Below are 23,409 nucleotides of genomic sequence, written 5' to 3'. Positions count from 1 at the left end.
CGCATCTCGCTGCATAACTGAGCAACCGTGCCAGCCCCTATGGTGGCATCCAATCGCAATCTTTATCCTCAGCAGACAAAGGTGACGCTATTCCATCGAACCGATTTACATTTGGAATGCAGGTATCTGTTCACAGAAATGCAGAAATGATTCTCAACATTTCCTCCGGTGCTTCTTCCTGTGGACTGTGACCACAGTCAATCGCGTGCCCCTGCACATTCGTGGCTTTTTCACGCCATGTCTCTACAACGTCATAGAGTGCGCCGACGGTCCCTCGTGCGCCCCACAACGCAAGAAGCGGCGCTTCGATGCGCCTGTCGTCATCCTCGGCGTCATGGACAAGATCGATGCCCGCTGCGGCACGATAATCCTCACATGCGGCATGTCGCATCGCAGGGTCAGCGTAGCAGCGACGGTATACGGCCATCACCCGAGGGTCGACAGAGCCCTGTATCTTGACCTGCCCTGCGATGTGATTCTCCAGAAAGAAATCCGGATCAGCGCCAATCAGCTTTTCCGGCAGTGGATAAGGCTGGATCAGGAAAAACCACCAGAAATAACGCCGGGCAAACTCCATATCGGTTCGGGCATACATCGTGGCTGTGGGCGCAATGTCGATCACGACCAGTTTTTCGACTGACTGTGGTGCATCAAGTGCAAGGCGGTGTGCTACGCGGCCACCCCTGTCGTGCCCAATAACCCGAAAACGGTCAAAACCAAGTGCTTTCATGACACCAACCTGGTCGGCAGCCATGGCCCGTTTGGAATAGTTGATGTGCTCAGAGCCTCCATCTGGCTTCGCACTGTCACCGTAACCTCGAAGATCAGTAGCCACGACAGTAAAATGCTTTGCCAATATGGGCGCAATCTTGTGCCAGGTCAGATGCATCTGCGGATGGCCGTGTAACAGAAGCAGAGGAGATCCTGTTCCGCCAACAGCAGTCCGAATACGGATATCGTCTACTTCAATATCGTACCACCTGAACCCCGGCAGCAATTCTGGGAAGCCAACAGCAGAGTTCATCACCACACCTGATACTCCCGATGAATAATAGCAGAACCAGTATAGTTTAATTCAGAAGATACCTGTTCTGAGATGAGATCAACATCTCTTGACCTGTCACTCATTGCACAGATCGGCACTCTGCTGGTTTTCAGGAATAGGCTCCGATCTTCATGGAGGCGTAAAAATAACCTAATGCCGGGTCACCGCTTGCCATCGGCCGAATACGCAACATCACGCTGTGTTTCGATCGAAGTGAGGCGGCTGGCTAGTTCGCGTGTGATATTGTCATAGGCCTTACTGCCCAATGGCAAACGGAATGGCGGCTTCTCACTGTCGGCGGCGGCAATCATAGCCGCAACCGTGCGTCTTGCGTCTCCATTGATTGGAAACGTCCCGGCATCAATCGCCTTTCTCACAGCCCCTGCGGGCGTGTCATCATAAACTGCCATCGGTGCCGCATGTACCATACCAGCCGCGAAATTCGTCCCCGTCGGCCCGGGTTCGACAATGATGCAGTCGATACGGAAGGGAGCTACCTCCTGTGCAACGCTCTCAATGAATCCCTCAATGCCCCATTTGGTAGTATGATACAGGCTGAAATTCGGATAGGCGATCTGCCCTCCTTCCGAGGACACCTGCATGATGCGCCCCCCGCCCTGCTGGCGTAGGTATGGCAGAACCGCACGGATCAACTGAATGGAGCCTGTCAGATTGGTAGCGATCTGACGGTCGATGTCGGCATCTGCCACTTCTTCTGCTGCGCCAAACAGACCGTAACCCGCATTGCTCACCACCACGTCGATCCGTCCGACATGCCCGAACGCTCCCGCGACCGCGCTGCGGATGGCCACCGTATCCGTCATCTCGAGCATCATCACTATGAGCCGGTCGCCATATTCGCGTTTCAGATCGGTGAGAGCGTCCTTGCGCCGAATTGTCGCGACCACCTTGTCGCCACGTTCCAGCAGATCTTCTGTCATGATCCGGCCAAGGCCAGAGGACGCGCCCGTGATCAACCAGATTTTGCTCATAAAACACTCCTGCACTGATGATCCAGAAGTGTATAAGTCATTCATTGGTGTTACTATCGCGCCATTATGGCATGACCTGTTGAGTTTCTTTCACCAATGTCTCGTCCAACCCTGAATGAACTGACCCTTTTTGCTGCCGTCGCCACCCATTGCAGTTTTCGCAAGGCGGCAGACGAACTCGGCGTGTCGCGGTCTTCCCTCAGCCACGCGATACGTAGTCTGGAACAGACTCTGGGTGTCTGTCTGCTCAACCGGACCACCCGCAGCGTCGCGCTCACCGAAGCCGGGAGACGACTGCGGACCGGACTTGAACCCGTCCTGAGCGGGTTGGACGATGCGCTCGATGCTGTGGCTGATGCTCGTGGTGCGCCTGCAGGCACATTGCGTATCAATGCGAATAAGGGGGCGGCGGAGCTTTTCCTCCGCATGATCGTACCCCGTTTCATGACCCTGTACCCTCAGGTTGAACTTGATCTCGTTGTGGAGGGGCAGTTGGTGGATATAGTCGAGGACGGGTTCGATGCTGGCATCCGTCTTGCTGAAGCCGTACCACAGGACATGATCGGGGTGCCGCTGGGTGGCGAAGTCCGGTTCGTGACTGTCGCGTCGCCAGCTTATCTCGCACACCATGCCTCGCTTCAGACACCGCACGACCTCCGCCTGCATCACTGCATCCGTCAACGCCTCCCCGGCGGAAAACGCTATCGCTGGGAGTTCACCCGTCATGGAGAGAATATGACTTTCGACGTTCCAGGTGTTCTCACCCTGAATGACAGCGACCTGATGGTGGAGGCGGCCGGCAAGGATCTCGGCGTCGCCTATGTGCCCGAAAGCTTCGCGCGCCGCCTTCTGGCTGACGGCCGGTTGGTGACGGTTCTCGACGCATGGTGTCCGCCCTGCCCTGGCCTCATGCTCTATTATCCACGCAACCGGCATGTCCCTTCCGCATTGCGCGCATTGATCAACCTGATGAAGGAAACGAACCGGAAGTTATCTGGGTAATCTGGGTACCGGTGCAATATTGCCGGAGATTTGCGGCAAGATGCCGAAACACAGCATCGATGCGGTGGCTGTGACGTAGGTCCGCATGCGCGACGACCCAAGCTTCAAGTTCCGCGACAATTAGGCCAGGCAACACACGCACGAGATCCCGCTCACCAATTGGCAATTGCGTGACACCGATCCCCAATCCCGTGCGCATCATGGCAAGCTGCGCCGGATGACTGTCCGTGCGCAGCGCAAAATACAGCGTCTGCCCCAGCTTCTTTTGCAATTCCCTTGTAAAATCACGATCCATCCGGGACCGATCGGAGCCGATCAGCGTGTGGGCCGCCAGATCCGCAGCGCACTTTGGCACGCCATGCCGCTCCAGATAAGAACCTGCGGCAAAAAAACCGAGGGGGATACATCCCACCCGCTTCGTCACCAACGCCCCCTGACACGGCCGATGCATCCGGATCGCGATATCCACTTCCTGTCCCAGCAGATCAGCATTCTCGTTACTCAGGACCAGTTCGAGTTCAAGTTCCGGATGGCTATCCCGCAGCGAGGCAAGCAGGAGCGGCATTATCTCGATACCAACAAACTCCGCGACGCTGATCCTTACAGTACCCGCGATTTCACTGCCCACTCCGGACGCGGCACGATAGAAAGCTTCTGACGCGAACGCCATGCGCCGGACATGCACCGCTAACTCCCGCGCCTCATCTGTTGGCACGAGCCCGTTCACGTTGCGTGAAAAAAGCGGCTGACCGATCGCATGTTCCAACGCCTCAATCCGGTGACGCACAGTAGGCTGAGTCAGGCCGAGCATCCTCGCTGCCGCCGAAAGGCTGCCTGTATCGAGAACGGCGAGGAACGTCCGCTGCCCATCCCAGTCTGGAGAAAGAGTGCTCACCGTTTTTCAATGAGCGGCATAACAATCTTTGTCAATTTTTATCGAGATCGCTTTCGTTCATTCTCCTGACCGTGACCATAGGAGACCGAAAAATAGTGAAAACAATTCTCGTTCTGGGAGCGACTGGTGGCATAGGCGGTGCAGTCACTCGGGTCATGCTCAATCGCGGCTGGCAAGTACGGGCAATGGTGCGGGATCCGACCCGGGCAGCTTCGGGATGGGGTCACAGCGTCATGCCGCACTGGGTGCAGGGCGACGCCATGCAGCGTGACGATGTTGTGAACGCCGCGAGTGAGGCCGTAGCAATTCTTCACGGTGTCAATCCGCCTGGTTATCGCGCTTGGGAAACCACCGTCCTGCCGATGATGGACAATACCATTGCGGCAGCAAGATCGGTAGGTGGCGCACGGATTGTGTTGCCCGGCACCATCTACAATTATGATGCCACCACAACCCCGGTGATCGACGAAACGACACCGCAAAATCCAACAAGCCGGAAAGGCAAAATTCGCAAAGCACTTGAACGCCGTCTGGCCGACGGAGCATCTGACTGCCCAAGCCTGATCGTGCGGGCGGGAGACTATTTCGGAGCAGGTGCGCGGCAGAGCTGGTTTGCCCAGGCGCTGGCAAAGGCGCCGCTGAAGCAGATCACCTATCCCGGCCGCACTGGTATCGGTCATGCTTGGGCTTACCTGCCGGATCTGGCCGAAACAATTGCGCAACTGCTCGAACTGCCGCCCGGCGCCATGGCAACCGCCGAACGTGTGCAGTTCTGCGGGTTCTGGGACGCAGACGGCACGCACATGATAACTGCGCTCCGCCGCATGATGGGCAGGCCGAACCTCCCAGTCCGGCACTTCCCATGGTGGTTGATGCGCCTCCTTTCCCCATTCGGTGGTTTTCCGCGCGAAGTGATCGAGGTGAAGCCCTACTGGCATTATCCGGTCCGGCTCGACAACAGCCGTCTGATCAGATTGCTCGGTACGGAGCCCCATACAGCCCTTGATCAGGCCGTCAGGGACGCTGTGGGCTGGCCCAGAACTTCAACGTCGTAATGTTTGGCATATTCATTTTCAATCGCGGGAATGATCTTCTCGATCGTGAAATAATGGCTCCAGAACTTCGTTTCTCGCAGATCGTTTACTACACCATTATAATCCCTGAGGCTCGTGACGGTCCACACCATGACATCTGTGCAATCTGCTGTGAACGCCTCGGAATCGTAAAAGGTCATCGTGGCACCCGGATAGCGGGCCAGGAGTGGATCAAGGACATTTTTGCCAAAAGCAAAACGTCCGTTATCGCCATGTGGAGGAAGCACCAGCCAATCGGACGTCGTTTTGATAAGCCAGAAGATCGTCATGGGGTTTGTTGTAAGGTCGTATTGTGAACCTGCATCGGTCATGAGAGGTCTCTTTTTATCTGGAGTTCGACGGAGTAGCGGCCCAAATCCGTCCCGCTTTATGGAAGTCAGGCGTAGTAGGCAGGCTGTTCAAGATCGACGAGCAGTGAGGGACCAGTCGGGGTCCAGCCAAGAATCTCGCGCGTCCGTGCGTTGGAGGCGGCCATAGTCGCCTCCGCCATGTTGGCAAACCAGCCGAAGTGCTGCCGTTCTTTCGGCTCGACCGGCAAGCTGAGCCGACGGCCGACGACATCAGCAATGTCCCTGAAAGTTACGGCCTCATCCGCAATGGCATGGTAGACAAGCTCCGTCACGCCACGCTCGAGCGCAAGACGATAGACTTTCGCAGCATCCTGCCGGTAAACACCCGACCACTGGTTCAGGCCCTCGCCGATGTAGGCCGACACTCCCTTTTCGCGTGCCAGACGAATGACGACCGGGATAAACCCGTAATCTCCCACGCCATGAACGGACGGGGCAAGGCGCACAGTCGCGGTCCTTACCCCGCGTTGTCTCAGTATCCCAGCTGCCATTTCCGATTTCCGTAGTGAAGCATGGTTCGGCTCGTCCGCCTCCGTCGCACCGGCAGGCAGACCCGACAGACCAGACGTCACCAGAAGCGGGCGTTCCGATCCCTCCAATGCGTCGCCCAGCGCCTCGATCGCACGCTGATCCTGCGCCGCACTTTCGGCAAATTTCGAGAAATCGTGGTTGAAGGCGGTGTGGATCACGGCATCCGCGTCCGAGGCCGCCTTCTTCAGCACATCCAGATCGTCGAGCGTGGCTCTTATGACCGTCGCACCCGACGACGCCAGTCGCGCCGCCTTTTCATCATTCCTGGCCAGACCAGTGACCTGATGGCCGGCATCGATCAGATCCCGAACCACCGCGGAGCCAACCCAGCCAGTCGCGCCTGTTACGAAGACATGCATGGCCCTGTCCTTTTCAGATATTGGAGCCGAAATCAGCCAAGCCTCACGGACAATTCGACGTCCCCGGCGAATGGCACGGAGAGATACCCGGCGGCAGGAGAGCGGACGCGCGCCAGATACTCAGGGCTGTGATCGGCATTATCCGCGACGATCAGCGCGCCAGTCTGCAGCCTGTCCTCCAGAAGATCGAGAATATCGGGGTAGAGAGGCTTGGCGCCGTCAAGCAGTACGAGATCGATGCTCTCGGGGAGACCGGCTTTCAACGTCTGCAGGGCGTCGCCCTCGCGGAACTCAACAATATCAGCCAGACCCGCTTCTTCAAGATGCTGCCGGGCCTGGGCGATCTTAGCGGTTTCGAATTCGGTGGTGATCAGCCTTCCACCACCGTTGTCGCGTAGCGCGGCAGCAAGGTGGATGGTAGAAAGACCGAACGACGTTCCAAATTCAACAATGCTTTTCGCCCGCGTGGCGCGTGAAAGCATGTAAAGCAACGTGCCAGTTTCACGTGAGACCGGGAGCCAGAGATCTTTCGCAAGGCCATAGAATTTCAGATATTCGGTCCGGCTCCCGGCAAGACGCTGCAATTCCTCACGAGGCAATTCCGATATAGCCGGGCTTGTTGCGGCATCTGCCTCCGCAAACAAGCGGTCCAGCAAGGGAGCGACTGGCAGGGTGGTGAGACTCGAAGGCTTTTCGAAGGTAGTGGAGGCGGTCATGGGGCGATCTCCGCATTGTGTTTCGCGCTTTTCGTGCGCCCCATAAAAATACGATTAATTCGTCGCATTCACTATTCGCATTGCTCCGCCTAAACGGTGGCTTAGAAAGTCCACACATTATCTCGGCAAAGTCAGATCTCACACCTGCGACTCACCGAGCCGGTTCGCATTTTCCCTTACAGGCAAAAAGCGGTTATCAACTCTGATCAGACAGAAATATGGCTGTTCCCATGTCGGAGCCGGTGACCGGACGGAAATCCATGCAATCGTGCCTTCCAGGCGATCAGGAAGCCAACGGCAACAAGCCCCAGCACAGCCCAGGAGAACGACGCCGCGCCCCATATGTCCAGTAACGCACCACCCAGAAGACCACCTCCGGCTATGGCACTGTTCCACGCCACGACATTCATCGACAGCGCGACGTCCGCACCATCGCCAGCCGCATCGGCCAGCGCCGTCTGAAGCAACGTTGCGGCCCCGCCGAATGTTAGCCCCCATATCGCAACACCGATCATGACCACCGCAGGGAAGCTTGGACCAATGGCGAAAACCCCCGCCACGACCGCGAATATTGCCAGACTGAGCAGGACGGACAGGCGCAAGGCGTGATCGACCGTGCGGCTGGTCAGCCAGATGCCAACCAGGGCTGCGACCCCAAACAGCAGCAGAATTCGATCTGCCTGTCCCGCCAGCCCAGCTGGTGTCACAAACGGCACGATGTAGGTGTAGAGCAGGTTATGCGCGAGCATCCAGGCCATTACCACGCCCAGAACAGACCGCACGCCCGGCATGCCCAGAACATGCCGGAATGGTAGACGCTCGTGATGCGCGGCCCCCGGAAAGTCAGGAACCTTCGCCAGCACCCACACGATCAGCAGCACGGTCAGGCCCGACATGATCCAGAAGGCCAGACGCCAGCCGACGGCAGCGCCCAGCCATGTCCCGGCGGGCACGCCCAGCGACAGTGCAATCGGCGTGCCGACCATGGCAATCGCCAGGGCACGGCCCTGCTGGGCGCGCGTCACCATCCGGCGTGCATAGCCAGCCAGCAACGCCCAGGCGAGACCCGCCGCTGCACCCGCTCCGTACCGGGCCACGAGGGTCGCGCCGTAATGCGTTGAAAACGCGGTAATGGAATTGAACACCATGAAGCCGATGATCGCCAGCAGCAGAACCTTCCTGCGCCGCCATCGCTGCGTGACGAGTGTCAGCGGGATCGCCGCACTCAGTGAGCCTATGGCATAAGCCGTCACCATCTGCCCAGCCAGCGCAGGGGAAATATGCAGACTCGCACCAATCTCAGGCAACAGACCGGCCGGCAGGGTTTCGGTCATGATGCAGATGAAGCCGGTCATGGCCAGTGCGAGCAGACCGGCAACAGGCAGGCTCTCATTGGAATTTTGCGAGGGTAATGTTGTCTTCGGAGTCATGCGCCACTCATATATGGATCGATCGATACATATATATAGGGCAGCAAAATCTTGGCAATTATTTCTGGATCACTTAATATGGAAGCCTTTCGGAAGGAGCGACAGCATGGCGCGGACTGGGCGTCCTCGTGAATTTGACCGCGACAAGGCGATTGACGCCGCCACAGCGCTCTTCTGGGCGCAGGGCTATGAACCGACCTCCCTGGCCCAGCTCAAGTCCTGCATGGGTAATATCTCGCCCGCGAGCTTCTATGCCGCGTTCGGCTCGAAGGAAGCCCTGTTCCGCGAAGTCGTGCAGCATTATCTGGCAACATATGGTCAGGTCATGGCCCCCTTATGGGATGAAAGCCTGCCGCCACGCGAGGCCATCGAACAGACATTGCGCGGCTCGGCGCGCATGCAGGCGGCCCGTACGCATCCGACCGGCTGTCTGGTCGTGTCCGGCGCCAGCAATTGCTCACCCGAGAATGAACCTGTCCAAGCCCTTCTCGCAGCAGAACGACAGCGCACGCGGGCTGGCATTAAGGCCTGTGTGGAGCGCGCCATAGCCAGGAATGAATTGAAGGCCTCCCCGTCAACAGATGTCCTGCCCGATATTCTCGCTACTTTTTTTCATGGCATGACATGCGAAGCGCGGGATGGAATGACTGTTGACACTCTGAATGTGGCCATCACATCCCTCCTTACGTTGTGGGATATCAACACGGTCAAACCTCCAAAAAATCGACAAAAAAACACCGAACACACAAGGGCCAAGCTATAGCCTTCTACAAAAACCCCCAACTTTCATATCGTCCGGTCCATAATTCCTTGACGCCGTTTCATGTCTATATTATGGACCACTTGGTACGGAAGTTGGGTTTCCGAATAGGACGCCATCTTTCAGCAAGGAGTCCGTTTATGAACACACCCAAGATCGCACTTATCACGGGCGCCAATCGTGGCATTGGCTACAGTATCGCGAAGCATCTGACCGCCTCCGGAATCAACGTGATCGGCACTTATCACGCCAACGAAGATGAGGCGAAGGCTGCCGAAACCACCCTCAGCAATGAGAAGGCGAAACTGCGCATGCTACAACTGGACATCGCGAACCATGCGTCGTTCACGGATTTTGCAGAGCAGATCAAAGCTCTTCTCGCAAATGAATTCGGGCAACAGACATTGCATTACGTTGTCCAGAACGCCGGCAATATCATTCATACACGCTTCGATGCCGCGACGTCCGAGCAGCTCGACAATCAGTACAATATCCATTTCAAGGGCCCCTACCTGCTGACAGTAGCGCTCCTGCCACTGATCCGAGATGGCGGCCGCATTCTCAACATCACTTCTGCCGCGACCCGTTTTTACCTGACGGATCATGGTCCCTATTCGGCCATGAAAGCCGCAACCGAAGTCATTTCGCTCTACATGGCGAAGGAACTGGGTGAGCGGGGGATTACCGTCAATGCCGTGGCCCCGGGCGCGGTCGCATCGGATTTCGGCGGGGGGCTGGTCCGCGATGATGCCACAGTCAACAAAAGCCTCGCAGACATCACTCCGCTGGGACGTGTCGGGCAACCCGATGATATCGGAGCCGCGGTCCGTGCCCTTCTGTCCGACGACATGCGCTGGGTGAACGGTCAACGTATCGAAGTGACGGGAGGGCAGTCGCTATGATGGCCGGACAGACACGATTGGGAGCCGCATCATGATCCACGTCATGGCCAGCAGCGTTCTTCCTGCCTCCGTTTCGTCCGTCTGGGATCTGGTCCGTGATTTCGGCGCCCTAGGCAAGTGGTTGCCGGGGGTGAAAACCTGCGTGATCGAGGGCGATGAAGCCGGGGACCAGGTGGGTGCGATCCGCCGTCTTGAAATGGGCGATGTCGGTGTGATCCGGGAGCGGCTTCTCGCATTGTCCGATGTAGATCATGCGGTGACGTTCTCGATTATTGAGTCTGCCCTGCCGATTGGGAACTATCGGTCGACGATCAGCCTTCTTCCCATAACGGATGGTGACCGCACGTTCATTCAGTGGCGGGGGCAGTTCGAGGCGCCCGTCGAACATGCGGCCAGTATGGAGGCCCGGATGCCGGCAGAGATCTATCAGCCAGCCTTCGACAGACTGGCAGAAATTCTGGTCTCTCTGGAGACGCAGTCATGAGCGGTTTTGAGGGTAAATCCGTTCTCGTGCTTGGCGGCAGCCGCGGGATTGGAGCCGCCATCGTGCGCCGTTTTGCTTCGGAGGGAGCGAAAGTCCTGTTCACGTATTTGTCTTCCCCGGACGATGCCGAAGTTCTGGCGGCCGAGACCGGAGGCGAGGTCCTTTGCGCCGACAGTGGCGACCGTGACGCTCTCATCGCGCTGATCGCCTCGCTCGGCCCTCTCGACGTGCTGGTCGTCAACTCTGGAATTCTTGGTGCGGGTGATCCCCTGGACATGCCGCCGGATGACATCGACCGGCTGTTCCGTATCAATATCCACGCGCCTTATCATGCGGCAGTTGCTGCCGCACGAAATATGCCCGACAGCGGCCGCATCATCTTCATCGGCTCCGCCAATGCCGACCGTACGCCGATGACGGGGCTTGCAGCCTACAGTGCCAGCAAGGCGGCATTGAAAGGCATGGTCAAAGGACTGGCGCGTGATTTCGGTGCGCGCGGGATCACCGTCAATGTCGTCCAGCCCGGGCCGACCGATACCGATATGAACCCTGCCGATGGTCCGCTGAAGGACGTGATGCATGGTTTTATGGCAATCAAACGCCATGCCACGGGCTCAGAGATCGCTGGACTGGTGGCGTATCTTGCCGGACCAGAGGCCGGAATCATCACGGGTGCTGCATACAATATCGATGGCGGTTTCGCCGCATGACGGAATGACTGCTCCCACCCGCTGGAAACAAGGACCGAGGACCATGACCGATACAGCTTTCAACGCCTCCCGATCCGGCACCTTCAGAATCGGAGGCGATCTCAAGATCAACCGGCTGGGCTTCGGCGCCATGCGCATTACGGGGCCGGGGATATGGGGACCACCCGCCGACCATGATGAAGCCGTCCGCACACTGAAACGTCTTCCCGAACTCGGCGTCAACTTCATCGACACCGCTGATTCCTATGGGCCGGATGTCTCGGAATGGCTGATCCGTGAGGCGCTGCATCCGTATCCCAAGGAGCTTGTGATCGCCACGAAGGGCGGTCTGACCCGTTCGAGCCCGGACATCTGGAAGCCGGTCGGGCGGCCGGAATACCTGCTCCAGCAGGTACACAAAAGCCTGCGCAATCTCGGCGTCGAACAGATCGACCTGTGGCAGCTGCACCGGATTGACCCCAAAGTGCCGGCGGACGAGCAGTTCGATGCGGTCCGATCCTTCATCGACCAGAAACTGATCCGGCATGCAGGCCTGAGCGAAGTCTCCGTCGAAGACATCAAGGCTGCCTCGAAGTTCTTTGACGTAGCAACCGTCCAGAACCGCTACAATCTCGTCGATCGCACCAGCGAGGACATACTCGACTACTGCACCGGGCAGAATATCGGGTTCATCCCCTGGTTTCCGCTCGCGGCTGGCGACCTCGCGAAGCCAGGCTCAATCCTGGACACCATGACGAAGAAATACGGCGCGCATCCGAGCCAGATCGCACTGGCCTGGGTCCTGAAGCGTAGCCCGGTGATGCTGCCAATTCCTGGAACCTCGAAAGTCGCGCATCTGGAACAGAACATTGCCGCCGTCGGCATTGCTCTGTCCGACGAGGATTTCGCGGCATTGGACGTCGAGGGTCGCAAGGCATTTCACGCGGCATCTTGACTTCGATGTCAAATATCACACGACGTATCAATTTATAAGGGAAGCCTTAGAACCATGGCACGACGATATCTGCTCAAGCCACGCAGAAAACATGTCAGCCATGGCGTCTGCGTAAGCACCGATTTCCGCGTCAGTACGGGCGGTTCCGGAAAACTCTTTACCAACCGTGCTGAAAGTTGTTGCGATCAGCTCGGCTACCAGTTCGCATGTATTATCTGCGATTCTTGGCAAGACTTCTTGTACGAATTTCAACATGACCTGATCTCCGGCAGCCCGTGCTTCAGATGCCTCGGGGGCGTCCCGATAAAGAGGAGCCGCATCACCCAGCGCCACTCGAATAGGAGCCTCTTCGCATTCAGAGCGGATGAACGCGTGAACAAGCACGCGCAACCGCTCCAGCGCAGGGCGCTTGGTATCCTCAAGGATATTTCTGAGCATGGCCGTCGTTCGGCGCCATTCATCGGCCTGGAGACGGAACAGGATCGCAGCCTTGTTGGGAAAGTACTGATAAAGCGACCCCACGCTCACACCAGCCTTCTCGGCGACACGCGCCGTCGTAAAGCGCGAAGCCCCTTCTTCCATCAGAACCTGAACCGCAGCCTCGAGAATCGCTGCGACGAGATCTGTGGAGCGGCTCTGCTTTGGCTTTTTTCGAACAGAAATCTGTCGGATAGCACGTTCAGCCATGTCCAACCTCAAGCACGAATAGTCAATCTGACGAATTAGTCATATTTTTATCCCACCTCAAGAAGAAAGTATCCCGGCTCCCTATGGTATTGAAAATACTACATATAATTGTACTTATTTATATTACTTAAATAATTAAATCTTTCAATTACATGCTCGCGCATGGAACCAATAGGAATTGAAACAGAAAAGGAGTGTAACGTCATGCGCACTGCGGAACTCCGCTATTTTCTGGCTTCTGTTGAAGCTGGAAGTTTCGGGAAGGCCGCATCATCCCTTCAACTGCGAGTATCAACCGTCAGCCGAGCAATTGCTCGGCTTGAGGATCAACTGGGTGTTGCGCTCTTTGAACGGACCTCCTCTGGCATTGAACTTACAACTGCGGGACGCGTAGCGTTACGCTGTGTCCGTCGCGTCCTGAGCGAGACAAATGCACTCACAGAAACGCTCAAGCGAAATTCTTTTGGAGCAATCGGAGAGGTCCATCTCGGTTTTCATCTTCCTCCTGTGAACGCGTTCCTGACAAATTTGCTCGTCGAATGGCGGACAACCTATCCTGGTGTTAGTGTCACACCGCACGAGCCGAGTGAAAGAACGCTTCATACCGCATTGATCGAACGCCACATCGACGTTGCCTTGATTCCTGAGTTCGTCCTTCCTCATCGCCACCCGCACACTCCAATTTACTTCGAGCCGTTGATGGCAGTCTTGCCAACGGCTCATCTTCTTGCCGGGAAAGCAACACTTCAATGGACTGACCTCAAGGGCGAAAATCTGCTTCTATGGTCGTGGGGAAAAGATGGTATCGGTCGTGATTTCTTTGCCACACGGCTACCCGGTATCAGTATGCGCATATTTGAAACGGGAAACATGACCCTGCTCGCCTTCGTGCGGGCAGGATACGGTATCACCGTCGCTGCACAGACTTATTCGACTCTGAACCTCCCCGGCCTGAAGTTCATCCCGATCGGCGAGGGAAATGCCGGCTTCAAGATCAATCTGGTCTGGCGTGCTGAAAGCGAAGATCCTGTCGTAGGAAAATTTGTCGCCTTCATGCGTGACCGGGCAAAGCCCTATTGGCGAGTTACCTCTCCCCGCGCAGCTTCCGAAAGCCCCTATCCGCCCCCATGAAACGAGCGAGCATTGGTGAGATCAGCTTCGCTACTGCGATCTCGGCCTGACCGCTCTCACGCGCCAGCAACCGCCCGTATTCAACCAGATCGCGATGTACGGCGGCCGGTAGCTCAATGGTCAGCCGCACCGGTTTGTCATTCTCAATCGGCCCAAGCCTGAGCTTTGTCATCGGGGAGCCTCCTGTCTGTAGGGGGAAAGAACCAGATCGCGATGCACCATGACCCGCACCGGAAAGCCCGGCCGGATGATGTTGGTGGGCTGAATATTCAGCGACCGTCCGACGATCTGCTCACCGATCTGGTTGAAGCCCTGCGAGCCGCCGGTGCGCAACGCCTGGGCGATGCCGTTGCCGCCGCTGATATCGGCCTCGGAGCCGACGCTGAGAACGGTTGACACCAGAGCCGCCTTGAACACCTCGCCCCAATGGTTGTCGGTCTGATCCTGCAACCCGGCAAAGCCCGCCGCATCGGCGGCAGGTTCGTTTTCCAACACGATCGAATCAGTCGCCCCGCGCATCAGCCGGGTCCAGACCAGCAGCACACGGGTCTGGCCATAGGCGATCTGGGAATCATAACGACCAATCAGCTTCGCCCCCTGCGGGATCAGCAGGATATGTCCGGTCGGGGAGTCATAGACATTCTCCGTCACCTGCGCCGTGACCTCGCCGGGCAGGTCCGAGCGAATGCCGGTGATCAGCGCACCGGGGATGATCGTACCTGCCTGAAGCACATAAGGGCTGGGAACGGGTGCCAACCGCTCAGCGCTGACGGTGCGGTGATCGACCGGGCCGTCGAGGAATGCCTGCTTGCGATCGGTGGCAATGCTGCCGGGTTGGGTTGTCGTTGCGCCCGGCGTCATCGGTGTTGCGATATCCCGCCTGACCTGCGTCTGGGTAAACAGGCGGCTGACCCGCGCCGCTTCCTGCTCCTGGGCGATGCGCTGCTTCTCCGGATCGGCAGGCGCCGCCGGTGTCGCCATGCCGGGAGCGCCCGCGCCCGCCCTAAGCAACGGCCTACCAAGATCGCCGGGCAGTGACGGTCCGAGGCGCGGCGGGTGGGTATAGTCGCCCGGCAGGTTCGCCAGCCCGTCCGGCGTGGTGCGGCTGCCAGTATTATAGAGTTCGGTATTGCTCTTCGGAGGCGTCGGCTTCAACGCCAGATAGAGCGCACCGCCGATGCCGGCTACGGCGACGACCGACAGGCCAAGGATCACCTTGCGCGACAGGCGCGTGACCGGCGGGCGCGTGATGCGCAGCCGCATCTCGCCTGGCGGCCTGACGGGAGGCATCGGTTTGTCCGCCTCCCCCGTTCCGGTGTTCCCGCTCACGAGCGGCGCGCCCTGTCGGTGCGGACGATGCGCACCACCTGCTGGTGCTTCGCACCCAGCCGCAACTCGGCGGCCGCGAACAGGCGATCGACGATCATCCGGTTGCCGCGCACCCGGTAGTTCACCAACTGGCCGTCGCCCTGCGGGCCAATCACCCACAGCGGCGGCATCTCGCCCTGGGCGATCCCGGTCGGAAACTCGATAAACACCTGCCGCCCGTCATCGAAGGCGCGCAACGGCCGCCACGGCGCCTCATCGCCCTCGATCCGATAGCGGAAATTCAGCGCATCGAGATCGACGCCGGTCGCAACCGGAGTGCCAAGGTCGGCATCACGATCCTGGCCGCGTAGGGCGACGATCTGATCCTGCGGATACTCCCACGACACCGAGGCCATATAGGTCCGTTCGTCGGAGCGTAGTTCCAGATGGTAGGTGCGCCGATCGGTGTTGATGACCAGGTTGCTGGTGAGGTCCGGCCGGGTCGGCTTGAGCAGGATATGAATCCGTTTCGACGCCCCTGCCCCACTTTCCGTGTCGCCGATGATCCAGCGTACGGTGTCGCCCGCGGCAACCGGGCCCGCACCCACCAGCTTCTCGCCGGGTTGCAGCGCGATATCGGTGATCTCGCCGGGGGCGGCGTAGAGCTGATAGAGCGCACCCTCGGAGAACGGATAGACCTGGATCGCATTGAGATACCCGGTCCGCGTCGGCTGGATCCGCGCAGCACTGTTGGCACGCTCGACCCGCTGATGGGGATCCATCGGTTCCGGCGCCGCATGCCGATACGGGATCGGCTTGAGCTGCCCCGGCAACGGCAAGGGCTCGGGGAGTGCCACTACCTGCACAGGCTTAGGCGGTTCCGGGGTGAAGACCGCCTGCCGGGGCGTGTCGTCGTACCGGATGGCCGGCGGCTTCCACGACGAGCAGGCCGCGAGCGGCGCCAACAGGATCATGAACGGCGCGATTGTGTTGAGGGTGCGCATCAGCCGAGTTCCCTGGACCAGTTGAGGGCGTGGATGTAGATGCCGAGCGGGTTCTTGCGCAGGCGCTCGGCATCGGTCGGGGTGGTGACGACGATGGTGAGGATCGCGCTCCAGCGCTCGGTGGACGCCAGCGCGCCGTCGACATAGCGGCGCTCGACCCACTCCACCCGGAAGCTGTCGTCGGAGGCGCGGATGACGCTGGCGATCTCGATCGCAACCTGCATCCTGCCGATCCGGCTGAACGGATCGTTGGTGCGGGCATAATCGTTCAGGGCCAGCGCGCCTCGGTCGGTGACGTAGTTGTAGGCGTCGAGCCAGTTCTGGCGCAGCACCACCGGATCGGCCGGGATACCGCGCACCTCGGAGATGAATCGCGCCAGATACCAGGCGATCTGCGGATCGGTCGGCCGATAGGCGACCGTCGCCGGACCCACGGCCTGCGCCTGGCCGAGATGATCGATCTGCACCACCCAGGGGGTGATGGTGCCCCGCGCCGACTGCCAGACCAGCCCGGCCGCCAGACCGCCGCTCAAAGCCAGGCAGCCGAAGAAGGCCAGCCGCCAGTTGCGGGCCTGGACACGGGCCGAGCCGATGCGGTCGTCCCAGACCTGTGCGGCCTTGTGATAGGGCGTTTCCGGTTCCGGCGTTCTGCCGAACCGTATGGTGGGGCGGCGGAACATGGCTATTCTCCTTCCGAGAGATTGACGTCATGGCCGCCACTGGGCCGGTCGCCGCCCTTGATCGCCTGCGCGGCGGCGTCAGCCCCGCCTTTGATCCGGTTGTTGCGCTGCATCCGGCTGGCCCAGGCCGGCGGCTTGCTGGCGGAGCCCGCTCCGCCAGCACCAGAAGCGGTCGCCCCACCCGCCCCGCCGGTCGCCGCAGCCCCGCCGGCCTGATAGCCGGTGCGGACACTGGCCGCCGCCCTGCGCAACGGACTGGCGGCGGCAGACAATCCAGTCTTGGCGACACCGGCCGCGCCGCCGGCCCGATAGGCGGCGGAGGTGGCACCCGCGACAAAGGCACCACCCCGCACGGCGGCCGCCGCCGCTCCCACAGCCAGTCCGGCACCGGACGCGGCCGCCACGCCGGCGCCAACGGCCCCGGCAGCCGTCGCGACGGCGGACCCTGCGCCCAATTGTGGGCCACCGGCGATCAGCCCGTTGGCCAGTGCCGGGCCGAATACGGTCAGTCCCAGCAATGTCAGGGAGGCTAGGATCAGGGTTAGCGCATCATTGATGGTCGGCGGGTTATTGAAGCCGGAGGTGAACTGGCCGAATACCGTCGAGCCGATACCGACGATGACGGCCAGCATCAGCACCTTGATCCCGGACGACACGACGTTGCCCAGCACCTTCTCCGCAAGGAAGGCGGTGCGACCGAACAGCCCGAAGGGCACCAGCACAAAGCCTGCGAGCGTGGTCAGTTTGAATTCGATCAGCGCCACGAAGAGCTGGATCGCCATCACGAAGAAGCTGATGACCACGATCAGCCAAGCGATCAGCAGCACCGCGATCTGGATCGCGTTGTTGAAGATGGCGACGAAGCCGACCAGCGAGGAGATCGAGGTCAGGATCGGCTTGCCGGCATCAATGCCGATCTGTGCCAGCCGCCCCGGCTGAAGCAATTGCGCCTGGGTGAGATGCCCGCCCCCAGCCTCAATCCCGAGCCCGGCGAAGGATTCATAGATGATGCGGGCGAGACTGTTAAAATTGCCGATGATGAAGGCGAACAGGCCGATGAACAGGGTCTTGCGGATCAGCCGCGCCAGCACGTCCTCGTCCGGCGCCAGTGCCCAGAACAGCCCGGCCAGGGTGATGTCGATCGCAATAAGCACACCGGCGAGCCAGTGAACGTCGCCCTGCACCAGACCGAAGCCGGAATCGATATACTGGGTGAAGATGGCAAGGAAATTGTCGATGACGCCGGTGCCCTGCTGCATGGCGTCACCGTGCCGCGTCGGGGGAGAAGAAGCGCTTGCGGTTCTCGGCCCAGATCGCAGTACAAGCCGGATCGCCATCGGCCTTCATGCCGAGCGCCTGACAACGCGCCAGACCGGTGGCCAACCGATCACGCGATCCCGGCGGCCCGAGATCGGGCACGCCGACGTCACGGGGGAGGTGCCGGAGATGCAGGCTAGCGGCAACCAGGATCAGCACGACCAGCCCGACGGCAACGAGCCGGAAGACGAGCGGCGGGGAGAGGCGCGGCGCGCGCATCAGTGGAACATCTGCGCGGTTCCGGGGGTATAGCCGGCACCATAATTGAGGAAATTCGCCAGTTGCGCCCTGCCCTGCTCCTCGCTCTCGACCTGACGCGCGCCGTCCAGCGCCTGGGCGCGGCCCAGCGCGGTGATGACAGCGGTGAGGTCGGCAAGCTGGCGCGTCTGGAGGGCTGAGAGCTGGTTGCCTGATTGCGCGGCCTGCAGGGCGCCGCTCGCGGACTGGCTCGACGTGACCAGACTGTCGATCTGGCTTCTGGTGGCATCGAGATTCTGCACCGCGCCGGTCTGCACACGCAGCCCGTCCTGATATCCGTCCCGCGCGTTCTGCCATCGCGTCTGGGCGTCGACGGTCATCTGCGCCGCTGAAGTCGGACTACCCAGCGCCTGCGGATAGGTCTGCGAAAACGCCTGATCAATGTTGCTCAGATTATAGGAAAGCCCCTGTGCCTGACCGACGATCTGTTGCGTCTGGGCGAGCGACTGTTCCAGCGGCGCCAACACTGAGAATGGCAGAGTGGCGAGATTGCGGGCCTGGTTCTCCAGCATGGTCGCCTCATTGAGCAGGCTCTGCGCCTGCTGGTTGACCTGCTGCAATTCCCGGGCGGCGGTGAGAACATTCTGCACATGATTGGCCGCGTCATAGACTGCCCATTGCGCATGGGCCGGTGCGCTTAGGGCAAGCGACAGCACCAAAACAGCGCCGAACAGGGAAGCCGATTTCGCAGTCAGCCTATTTTTCATGAACCTTCTCCCGAACTGAGCATCTCCACCGCCCATTCGACACCCTTGTGTGCCAGCCAGGCAGCCGCAAACCCGTCGCGCCCATGCCGGGCGAAGATCCGGTCGATGGCGGCCTGGTCGTCGGGCGAGGATGCGGCGGTGAAGGCCAGCGCCACCTCGGAGAGGCCGAGATCGAACAGTCGGTTGCCGCGACGGGACTGGCAGTAATAGTCGCGCTTGGGCGTCGCCCGGCTGAGGATCTCTATCTGGCGGTCGTTCAGACCGAAACGGCGATAGATCGCGGTGATCTGCGGCTCCAGCGCCCGGTCATTGGGCAGGAACACTCGTGTCGGGCAGCTTTCGATCAGCGCCGGCGCGATGGGGCTGGCGTCGATATCGGCCAGCGACTGGGTAGCGAAGATGACGGAGGCGTTCTTCTTGCGCAGCGTCTTCAGCCATTCCCGGAGCTGCCCGGCAAAAGCGCGATCATCCAGCGCCAGCCAGCCCTCGTCGATGATCAGCAGCGCCGGGCTGCCATCGAACCGATCCTCTATGCGATGAAACAGATAGGACAACACGGCGGACGCGGCACCCGAGCCGATCAGCCCCTCGATCTCGAAGGCCTGGATATCGGCGACGCCAAGCCGCTCATGTTCGGCGTCAAGCAGGCTGCCCCACGGGCCGCCCACACAATAGGGTTGCAATGCCTGCTTCAGCGCCAGCGACTGGAGCAGCGCCGACAGACCGGTGAGTGTCCGTTCCGCGACCGGCGCCGAAGCCAGCGAGGTCAACGCCGACCACAGATACTCCTTGAGGTCGGGCGCAACCGTGACGCCCTCGCGCTCTAGCAGCGTCGCCACCCATTCCGCCGCCCAGGCCCGCTCGCCCGGCTCGTCGATCCGCGCCAGCGGCTGCAAGGCTACGGGGTCGCTCATGTCCTGCGCCAGCGCACCGCCGAGATCGTGCCAGTCGCCACCCATCGCCAGCGTTGCTGCGCGGATCGAGCCACCGAAATCGAAGGCGAAGATCCGGGCACCGGCATAGCGGCGGAACTGCATCGCCATGAAAGCCAGCAGCACGGACTTGCCGGCGCCGGTCGGCCCGGCGATCAGCGTGTGCCCGACATCGCCGACGTGGAGTGCGAAGCAGAACGGGGTCGAGCCCTCGGTGCGGGCATAGAATAGCGGTGGTGCCGCGAAATGCCCGTCCCGCTCCGGCCCCGCCCACACTGCGGAGAGCGGGATCATATGGGCGAGGTTCAGGGTCGAGACACAGGGCTGGCGGACATTGGCGTAGACGTGCCCCGGCAGGCTGCCAAACCAGGCTTCGAGCGCATTGACGCTCTCGCGCATGCAGGTGAAGTCGCGGCCCTGGATGGTCTTTTCCACCAGCCGCAGCCGATCGGCGGCGACGGTCGGATCCTCGTCCCACACCGTGACGGTAGCGGTGACATAGGCCTGTCCGACCTGGTCGGTTCCGAGTTCCTGCAAGGCCGCATCGGCGTCGGCGGCCTTGTTGGCGGCGTCGGAATCCAGCAGCACCGAGGCCTCGTTGGTCATCACCTCCTTGAGGATGGCCATGATCGACTTGCGCTTGGCGAACCATTGCCGTCGGATCCGGCCTACCACTTTCGTCGCGTCGGTGCGGTCGAGACAGATCGCCCGCGTCGACCAGCGATAGGGAAAGGCCAGCCGGTTCAGCTCGTCCAGCAGCCCCGGCCAGGTCTGGGTGGGAAAGCCGGTGACGGTGAGCGTGCGCAGATGGGCGTCGCCCAATCGGGGCTCCAGGCCGCCGGTCAGTTCCTCGTCGACCAGGATGGCATCGAGGTGCATCGGGATCTCGGGCACCCGAACCCGCTGCATCCGCGTCGAGACGCAGGAATGGAGATAGGTCAGGGTTTCGCCGTCATCGAGCCAGTCTGCCTCGGGCATGAAGCCATCGAGCAGGGCCAGCACCCGATCGGTCTGGTCGATGAAACCCGCGACCACGGCCTGCCAGTCGGAGCCGCCACGGGCGCGGTTCTCGTAGAGCCAGGCCTCCGCGCGGGCGGCGTCGTCCGCCGGCGGTAGCCAGACCAGGGTGAGGAAATAACGGCTTTCATAATGCGCCCCCTCTTCCTCGAACTGCGCCCGGCGTTCGGCGTCGACCAGTTCGGAGGCTGGATCTGGGAACGGGCTGGAAGGATAGCCCCGCGCCTGGCGGCGCTGCGCTTCAACGAAAATGGCCCAGCCGGAGCCGAGACGGCGCAGGGCGTTGTTCAGCCGCGACGTGATCGCGACCAGTTCGGACGCGGTCGAGGAGTCCAGGTCCGGGCCGCGAAAGCGCGCGGTGCGCTGGAAGGCGCCATCCTTGTTCAGCACCACACCTTTGGCGACCAGAGCTGCCCAGGGCAGGAAATCGGCCAGCCGGTCACGGCGATGGCGGTATTCGGCGAGGTTCAGCATGGCGCCCTCACCCGACCAGATGGGTGGGATAGCGCAGGTGACGGCGTACCACGTCGACGAAGGCGGGATCGCGCTTGGCGGCCCAGACGGCGGCGAGATGGCCGACCAGCCAGAAGAGCCCACCCGCAATCCATAGCCGCAGCCCGAGCCCGATTGCCGCCGCCAGCGTGCCGTTGACGATCGCCACCGTGCGCGGCGCCCCGCCGAGCAGGATCGGCTCGATCAGCGCGCGATGCACCGGGGCGGTGAAGCCGGGAATGGCGTCCGGCTCCATCAGATCAGCGCCCCGCCCGAGAAGGAGAAGAAGGACAGAAAAAAACTGGAGGCGGCAAAGGCGATCGACAGGCCGAAGACGATCTGGATCAGGCGGCGGAAGCCGCCCGAGGTCTCGCCAAAAGCCAGGGTCAGACCGGTCACGGTGATGATGATCACCGAGATGATCTTGGCGACCGGCCCCTGCACACTTTCCAGGATCTGGTTGAGCGGCTCCTCCCACGGCATGCTCGAACCGGCGGCATAGGCCGGGGCCGACAGCAGGGCGAGCGAGAGGGTCGCGCCGGCTACAGCAAAGCGGCGACGCAGGGCGATCATGTGGGTCATGACGGATCTCCGGCGAGTGTGAGGATGTAATCGCCCTCTGGGCTCAGGCCCTGGACGGTGGCGAGTTCGGCCAGCCGCCGTGCGCTGCCGCGCCCGGACAGTACCGCGAGCACGTCGATGGTCTCGGCGATCAGGGCGCGCGGCACGGTGACGACGGCTTCCTGGATCAACTGCTCCAGCCGGCGCAGGGCACCGATCGCCGAACCGGCATGCAGGGTGCCGACGCCGCCGGGATGGCCGGTGCCCCAGGCCTTGAGCAGGTCGAGCGCCTCGGCGCCACGTACCTCGCCGATCGGAATACGGTCGGGGCGCAGGCGCAGCGAGGAGCGCACCAGGTCGGAGAGCGAGGCGGCACCATCTTTTGTGCGCAGGGCCACCAGATTGGGGGCCGCGCATTGCAGTTCGCGGGTGTCCTCGATCAGCACCACCCGGTCGCCAGTTTGCGAGATCTCGGCCAGCAGGGCATTGACCAGCGTGGTCTTGCCGGTGGAGGTGCCACCAGCGACCAGGATGTTCTGCCGCTCCGCAACTGCGCGGCGCAGAAATTCGGCCTGTGCGGCGGTCATGATGCCGGCGGTCACGTAATCGTCGAGCAAAAATACCGCGACGGCTGGGCGCCGGATGGCAAAGCAGGGTGCTGCCACCACCGGGGGCACCAGCCCCTCGAACCGCTCCCCGCTACCCGGCAATTCGGCGGAGACGCGCGGGCTGGCGGGATGCACCTCGACCCCGACATGATGGGCAACCAGGCGGATGATGCGCTCGGCGTCGGCCGGCCCGATCCGCGCGCCGGTGTCCTCCATGCCGCCGGCCAGCCGGTCGATCCACAGACGGCCATCGGGATTGAGCATCACCTCGACGATCGACGGATCGTCGAGATGCCCGGCGATGGCCGAACCTAGGGCGGTGCGCAGCATGCGCGTGCCTCGGGCGACAGCTTCGGAACGGAAGGGAGCGATAGACACCGGGAACCCCGCGATTAGCCTCCAGAGGGAGGCGATGGATCAGCGGAATCGATTAGAAAGAGGCATGAACACGCCAGCGCAACAAGTCTCTGGGACCATGGGGCGCTGGGATAGAAGAACTTGCA

Annotated in this window: 27 protein-coding genes; 8 read left to right on the top strand and 19 right to left on the bottom strand. The window is 61.0% G+C overall.

What is annotated here, in order from left to right; all coding sequences use genetic code 11:
- Positions 1-130: 130 nt before the first annotated feature.
- Positions 131-1,024 (bottom strand): alpha/beta fold hydrolase, encoded by an 894-nt coding sequence (locus EMQ_RS12110; protein ID WP_018307931.1) that lies wholly within the window; start codon positions 1,022-1,024, stop codon positions 131-133.
- Positions 1,025-1,206: 182 nt separating this feature from the next.
- Positions 1,207-2,037 (bottom strand): SDR family oxidoreductase, encoded by an 831-nt coding sequence (locus tag EMQ_RS12105; RefSeq protein ID WP_010666678.1) that lies wholly within the window; start codon positions 2,035-2,037, stop codon positions 1,207-1,209.
- Between the two features lie 96 nt (positions 2,038-2,133).
- Here EMQ_RS12105 and EMQ_RS12100 point away from each other — a divergent pair, with 96 nt between their 5' ends.
- Positions 2,134-3,039 carry a LysR family transcriptional regulator gene (locus EMQ_RS12100; protein ID WP_010666679.1) on the top strand — a complete coding sequence of 302 codons (906 nt, stop codon included), beginning with the start codon at positions 2,134-2,136 and terminating at the stop codon, positions 3,037-3,039.
- Here EMQ_RS12100 and EMQ_RS12095 read toward each other — a convergent pair.
- The gene (locus EMQ_RS12095; RefSeq protein ID WP_026200045.1) at positions 2,999-3,934 is read right to left on the bottom strand and encodes a LysR family transcriptional regulator; all 936 of its coding nucleotides are present in this window, start codon (positions 3,932-3,934) and stop codon (positions 2,999-3,001) included. The two genes, EMQ_RS12100 and EMQ_RS12095, sit on opposite strands and share 41 nt — an antisense overlap.
- A gap of 95 nt (positions 3,935-4,029) precedes the next feature.
- Between EMQ_RS12095 and EMQ_RS12090 the strand changes: the two genes are divergently transcribed.
- Positions 4,030-4,989 carry an NAD(P)H-binding protein gene (locus EMQ_RS12090; RefSeq protein ID WP_231367933.1) on the top strand — a complete coding sequence of 320 codons (960 nt, stop codon included), beginning with the start codon at positions 4,030-4,032 and terminating at the stop codon, positions 4,987-4,989.
- On the opposite strand, the gene EMQ_RS12085 is transcribed toward EMQ_RS12090, so the two are convergent.
- From EMQ_RS12085 to EMQ_RS12070, 4 genes are all read right to left on the bottom strand, one after another.
- Positions 4,941-5,339: a darcynin family protein gene (locus EMQ_RS12085; protein ID WP_010665723.1), complete on the bottom strand. Its 399-nt coding sequence runs from the start codon at positions 5,337-5,339 to the stop codon at positions 4,941-4,943. The genes EMQ_RS12090 and EMQ_RS12085 overlap by 49 nt on opposite strands.
- Before the next feature lie 65 nt (positions 5,340-5,404).
- Entirely contained in the window at positions 5,405-6,268 is an 864-nt protein-coding gene (locus EMQ_RS12080; protein WP_010665722.1) for an SDR family oxidoreductase, read from the bottom strand.
- Positions 6,269-6,300: 32 nt separating this feature from the next.
- On the bottom strand, positions 6,301-6,984 hold the full coding sequence (locus EMQ_RS12075; RefSeq protein ID WP_010665721.1) for an O-methyltransferase: 684 nt from the start codon (positions 6,982-6,984) through the stop codon (positions 6,301-6,303).
- A 206-nt stretch (positions 6,985-7,190) separates the two neighbouring features.
- Positions 7,191-8,414, bottom strand: coding sequence for an MFS transporter (locus tag EMQ_RS12070; RefSeq protein ID WP_010665720.1), 1,224 nt, complete (start codon positions 8,412-8,414; stop codon positions 7,191-7,193).
- 106 nt (positions 8,415-8,520) lie between these two features.
- On the opposite strand from EMQ_RS12070, the gene EMQ_RS12065 reads away from it, so the two are divergent.
- From EMQ_RS12065 to EMQ_RS12045, 5 genes are all read left to right on the top strand, one after another.
- Positions 8,521-9,177: a TetR/AcrR family transcriptional regulator gene (locus EMQ_RS12065; RefSeq protein WP_010665719.1), complete on the top strand. Its 657-nt coding sequence runs from the start codon at positions 8,521-8,523 to the stop codon at positions 9,175-9,177.
- 137 nt (positions 9,178-9,314) lie between these two features.
- The gene (locus EMQ_RS12060; protein WP_010665718.1) at positions 9,315-10,076 is read left to right on the top strand and encodes an SDR family NAD(P)-dependent oxidoreductase; all 762 of its coding nucleotides are present in this window, start codon (positions 9,315-9,317) and stop codon (positions 10,074-10,076) included.
- Positions 10,077-10,107: 31 nt separating this feature from the next.
- Complete coding sequence (locus tag EMQ_RS12055; protein ID WP_010665717.1) at positions 10,108-10,560, top strand: SRPBCC family protein; 453 nt, start codon at positions 10,108-10,110, stop codon at positions 10,558-10,560.
- A complete protein-coding gene (gene bdcA, locus EMQ_RS12050; RefSeq protein ID WP_010665716.1) occupies positions 10,557-11,270 on the top strand; it encodes an SDR family oxidoreductase in 714 nt (237 codons plus the stop codon). Before EMQ_RS12055 ends, bdcA begins: the two co-directional genes overlap by 4 nt.
- 43 nt (positions 11,271-11,313) lie before the next feature.
- Positions 11,314-12,204, top strand: a complete 891-nt coding sequence (locus EMQ_RS12045; protein ID WP_010665715.1) for an aldo/keto reductase — start codon at positions 11,314-11,316, stop codon at positions 12,202-12,204.
- A 27-nt stretch (positions 12,205-12,231) separates the two neighbouring features.
- Here the strand turns inward: EMQ_RS12045 and EMQ_RS12040 are convergent, their stop codons facing one another.
- Positions 12,232-12,891 (bottom strand): TetR family transcriptional regulator, encoded by a 660-nt coding sequence (locus tag EMQ_RS12040; protein ID WP_010665714.1) that lies wholly within the window; start codon positions 12,889-12,891, stop codon positions 12,232-12,234.
- 204 nt (positions 12,892-13,095) lie between these two features.
- Between EMQ_RS12040 and EMQ_RS12035 the strand changes: the two genes are divergently transcribed.
- Complete coding sequence (locus EMQ_RS12035) at positions 13,096-14,022, top strand: LysR family transcriptional regulator (protein ID WP_010666403.1); 927 nt, start codon at positions 13,096-13,098, stop codon at positions 14,020-14,022.
- Here the strand turns inward: EMQ_RS12035 and EMQ_RS12030 are convergent.
- The 11 genes from EMQ_RS12030 to trbB are packed head-to-tail and all read right to left on the bottom strand — an operon-like array spanning position 13,976 to position 23,284.
- On the bottom strand, positions 13,976-14,194 hold the full coding sequence (locus EMQ_RS12030; RefSeq protein WP_018307935.1) for a DUF2274 domain-containing protein: 219 nt from the start codon (positions 14,192-14,194) through the stop codon (positions 13,976-13,978). The two genes, EMQ_RS12035 and EMQ_RS12030, sit on opposite strands and share 47 nt — an antisense overlap.
- Complete coding sequence (locus EMQ_RS12025) at positions 14,191-15,351, bottom strand: TrbI/VirB10 family protein (protein ID WP_018307936.1); 1,161 nt, start codon at positions 15,349-15,351, stop codon at positions 14,191-14,193. Before EMQ_RS12025 ends, EMQ_RS12030 begins: the two co-directional genes overlap by 4 nt.
- Entirely contained in the window at positions 15,348-16,334 is a 987-nt protein-coding gene (trbG, locus tag EMQ_RS12020; protein ID WP_010666406.1) for a P-type conjugative transfer protein TrbG, read from the bottom strand. The genes EMQ_RS12025 and trbG overlap by 4 nt, the downstream gene beginning before the upstream one ends.
- Positions 16,334-17,014 carry a conjugal transfer protein TrbF gene (gene trbF, locus EMQ_RS12015; RefSeq protein ID WP_018307937.1) on the bottom strand — a complete coding sequence of 227 codons (681 nt, stop codon included), beginning with the start codon at positions 17,012-17,014 and terminating at the stop codon, positions 16,334-16,336. Before trbF ends, trbG begins: the two co-directional genes overlap by 1 nt.
- Positions 17,015-17,016: 2 nt before the next feature.
- Positions 17,017-18,273, bottom strand: coding sequence for a P-type conjugative transfer protein TrbL (gene trbL, locus EMQ_RS12010; protein WP_018307938.1), 1,257 nt, complete (start codon positions 18,271-18,273; stop codon positions 17,017-17,019).
- A gap of 4 nt (positions 18,274-18,277) precedes the next feature.
- Positions 18,278-18,550, bottom strand: coding sequence for a putative entry exclusion protein TrbK-alt (trbK-alt, locus tag EMQ_RS12005; RefSeq protein ID WP_018307939.1), 273 nt, complete (start codon positions 18,548-18,550; stop codon positions 18,278-18,280).
- Positions 18,550-19,296 (bottom strand): P-type conjugative transfer protein TrbJ, encoded by a 747-nt coding sequence (gene trbJ, locus EMQ_RS12000; protein WP_010668678.1) that lies wholly within the window; start codon positions 19,294-19,296, stop codon positions 18,550-18,552. Before trbJ ends, trbK-alt begins: the two co-directional genes overlap by 1 nt.
- A complete protein-coding gene (gene trbE, locus EMQ_RS11995; RefSeq protein ID WP_018307940.1) occupies positions 19,293-21,719 on the bottom strand; it encodes a conjugal transfer protein TrbE in 2,427 nt (808 codons plus the stop codon). The genes trbJ and trbE overlap by 4 nt, the downstream gene beginning before the upstream one ends.
- A 7-nt stretch (positions 21,720-21,726) precedes the next feature.
- Entirely contained in the window at positions 21,727-21,993 is a 267-nt protein-coding gene (locus EMQ_RS11990; RefSeq protein WP_010668870.1) for a VirB3 family type IV secretion system protein, read from the bottom strand.
- Entirely contained in the window at positions 21,993-22,319 is a 327-nt protein-coding gene (locus EMQ_RS11985; protein ID WP_018307941.1) for a TrbC/VirB2 family protein, read from the bottom strand. Before EMQ_RS11985 ends, EMQ_RS11990 begins: the two co-directional genes overlap by 1 nt.
- Entirely contained in the window at positions 22,316-23,284 is a 969-nt protein-coding gene (gene trbB, locus EMQ_RS11980; protein WP_018307942.1) for a P-type conjugative transfer ATPase TrbB, read from the bottom strand. Before trbB ends, EMQ_RS11985 begins: the two co-directional genes overlap by 4 nt.
- Between the last annotated feature and the right edge of the window lie 125 nt (positions 23,285-23,409).

Source organism: Acetobacter aceti NBRC 14818 (genome assembly GCF_000193495.2).
In the GTDB taxonomy this organism is placed as follows: Bacteria; Pseudomonadota; Alphaproteobacteria; order Acetobacterales; family Acetobacteraceae; genus Acetobacter; species Acetobacter aceti.
The sequence above is the reverse complement of the archived record's forward strand: the minus strand, read 5'-3'. Positions and strand labels throughout refer to the sequence as shown.

Excerpts from the sequence above, each read along its gene's own strand:
- EMQ_RS12110 (WP_018307931.1), bottom strand. The coding sequence starts at position 1,024 with ATGAACTCTGCTGTTGGCTTCCCAGAATTGCTGCCGGGGTTCAGGTGG.
- EMQ_RS12105 (WP_010666678.1), bottom strand. The coding sequence starts at position 2,037 with ATGAGCAAAATCTGGTTGATCACGGGCGCGTCCTCTGGCCTTGGCCGG.
- EMQ_RS12100 (WP_010666679.1), top strand. The coding sequence starts at position 2,134 with ATGTCTCGTCCAACCCTGAATGAACTGACCCTTTTTGCTGCCGTCGCC.
- EMQ_RS12085 (WP_010665723.1), bottom strand. The coding sequence starts at position 5,339 with ATGACCGATGCAGGTTCACAATACGACCTTACAACAAACCCCATGACG.
- EMQ_RS12080 (WP_010665722.1), bottom strand. The coding sequence starts at position 6,268 with ATGCATGTCTTCGTAACAGGCGCGACTGGCTGGGTTGGCTCCGCGGTG.
- EMQ_RS12075 (WP_010665721.1), bottom strand. The coding sequence starts at position 6,984 with ATGACCGCCTCCACTACCTTCGAAAAGCCTTCGAGTCTCACCACCCTG.
- EMQ_RS12070 (WP_010665720.1), bottom strand. The coding sequence starts at position 8,414 with ATGACTCCGAAGACAACATTACCCTCGCAAAATTCCAATGAGAGCCTG.
- EMQ_RS12065 (WP_010665719.1), top strand. The coding sequence starts at position 8,521 with ATGGCGCGGACTGGGCGTCCTCGTGAATTTGACCGCGACAAGGCGATT.
- EMQ_RS12060 (WP_010665718.1), top strand. The coding sequence starts at position 9,315 with ATGAACACACCCAAGATCGCACTTATCACGGGCGCCAATCGTGGCATT.
- EMQ_RS12055 (WP_010665717.1), top strand. The coding sequence starts at position 10,108 with ATGATCCACGTCATGGCCAGCAGCGTTCTTCCTGCCTCCGTTTCGTCC.
- bdcA (WP_010665716.1), top strand. The coding sequence starts at position 10,557 with ATGAGCGGTTTTGAGGGTAAATCCGTTCTCGTGCTTGGCGGCAGCCGC.
- EMQ_RS12045 (WP_010665715.1), top strand. The coding sequence starts at position 11,314 with ATGACCGATACAGCTTTCAACGCCTCCCGATCCGGCACCTTCAGAATC.
- EMQ_RS12040 (WP_010665714.1), bottom strand. The coding sequence starts at position 12,891 with ATGGCTGAACGTGCTATCCGACAGATTTCTGTTCGAAAAAAGCCAAAG.
- EMQ_RS12035 (WP_010666403.1), top strand. The coding sequence starts at position 13,096 with ATGCGCACTGCGGAACTCCGCTATTTTCTGGCTTCTGTTGAAGCTGGA.
- EMQ_RS12030 (WP_018307935.1), bottom strand. The coding sequence starts at position 14,194 with ATGACAAAGCTCAGGCTTGGGCCGATTGAGAATGACAAACCGGTGCGG.
- trbG (WP_010666406.1), bottom strand. The coding sequence starts at position 16,334 with ATGCGCACCCTCAACACAATCGCGCCGTTCATGATCCTGTTGGCGCCG.
- trbF (WP_018307937.1), bottom strand. The coding sequence starts at position 17,014 with ATGTTCCGCCGCCCCACCATACGGTTCGGCAGAACGCCGGAACCGGAA.
- trbL (WP_018307938.1), bottom strand. The coding sequence starts at position 18,273 with ATGCAGCAGGGCACCGGCGTCATCGACAATTTCCTTGCCATCTTCACC.
- trbK-alt (WP_018307939.1), bottom strand. The coding sequence starts at position 18,550 with ATGCGCGCGCCGCGCCTCTCCCCGCCGCTCGTCTTCCGGCTCGTTGCC.
- trbJ (WP_010668678.1), bottom strand. The coding sequence starts at position 19,296 with ATGAAAAATAGGCTGACTGCGAAATCGGCTTCCCTGTTCGGCGCTGTT.
- trbE (WP_018307940.1), bottom strand. The coding sequence starts at position 21,719 with ATGCTGAACCTCGCCGAATACCGCCATCGCCGTGACCGGCTGGCCGAT.
- EMQ_RS11990 (WP_010668870.1), bottom strand. The coding sequence starts at position 21,993 with ATGGAGCCGGACGCCATTCCCGGCTTCACCGCCCCGGTGCATCGCGCG.
- EMQ_RS11985 (WP_018307941.1), bottom strand. The coding sequence starts at position 22,319 with ATGACCCACATGATCGCCCTGCGTCGCCGCTTTGCTGTAGCCGGCGCG.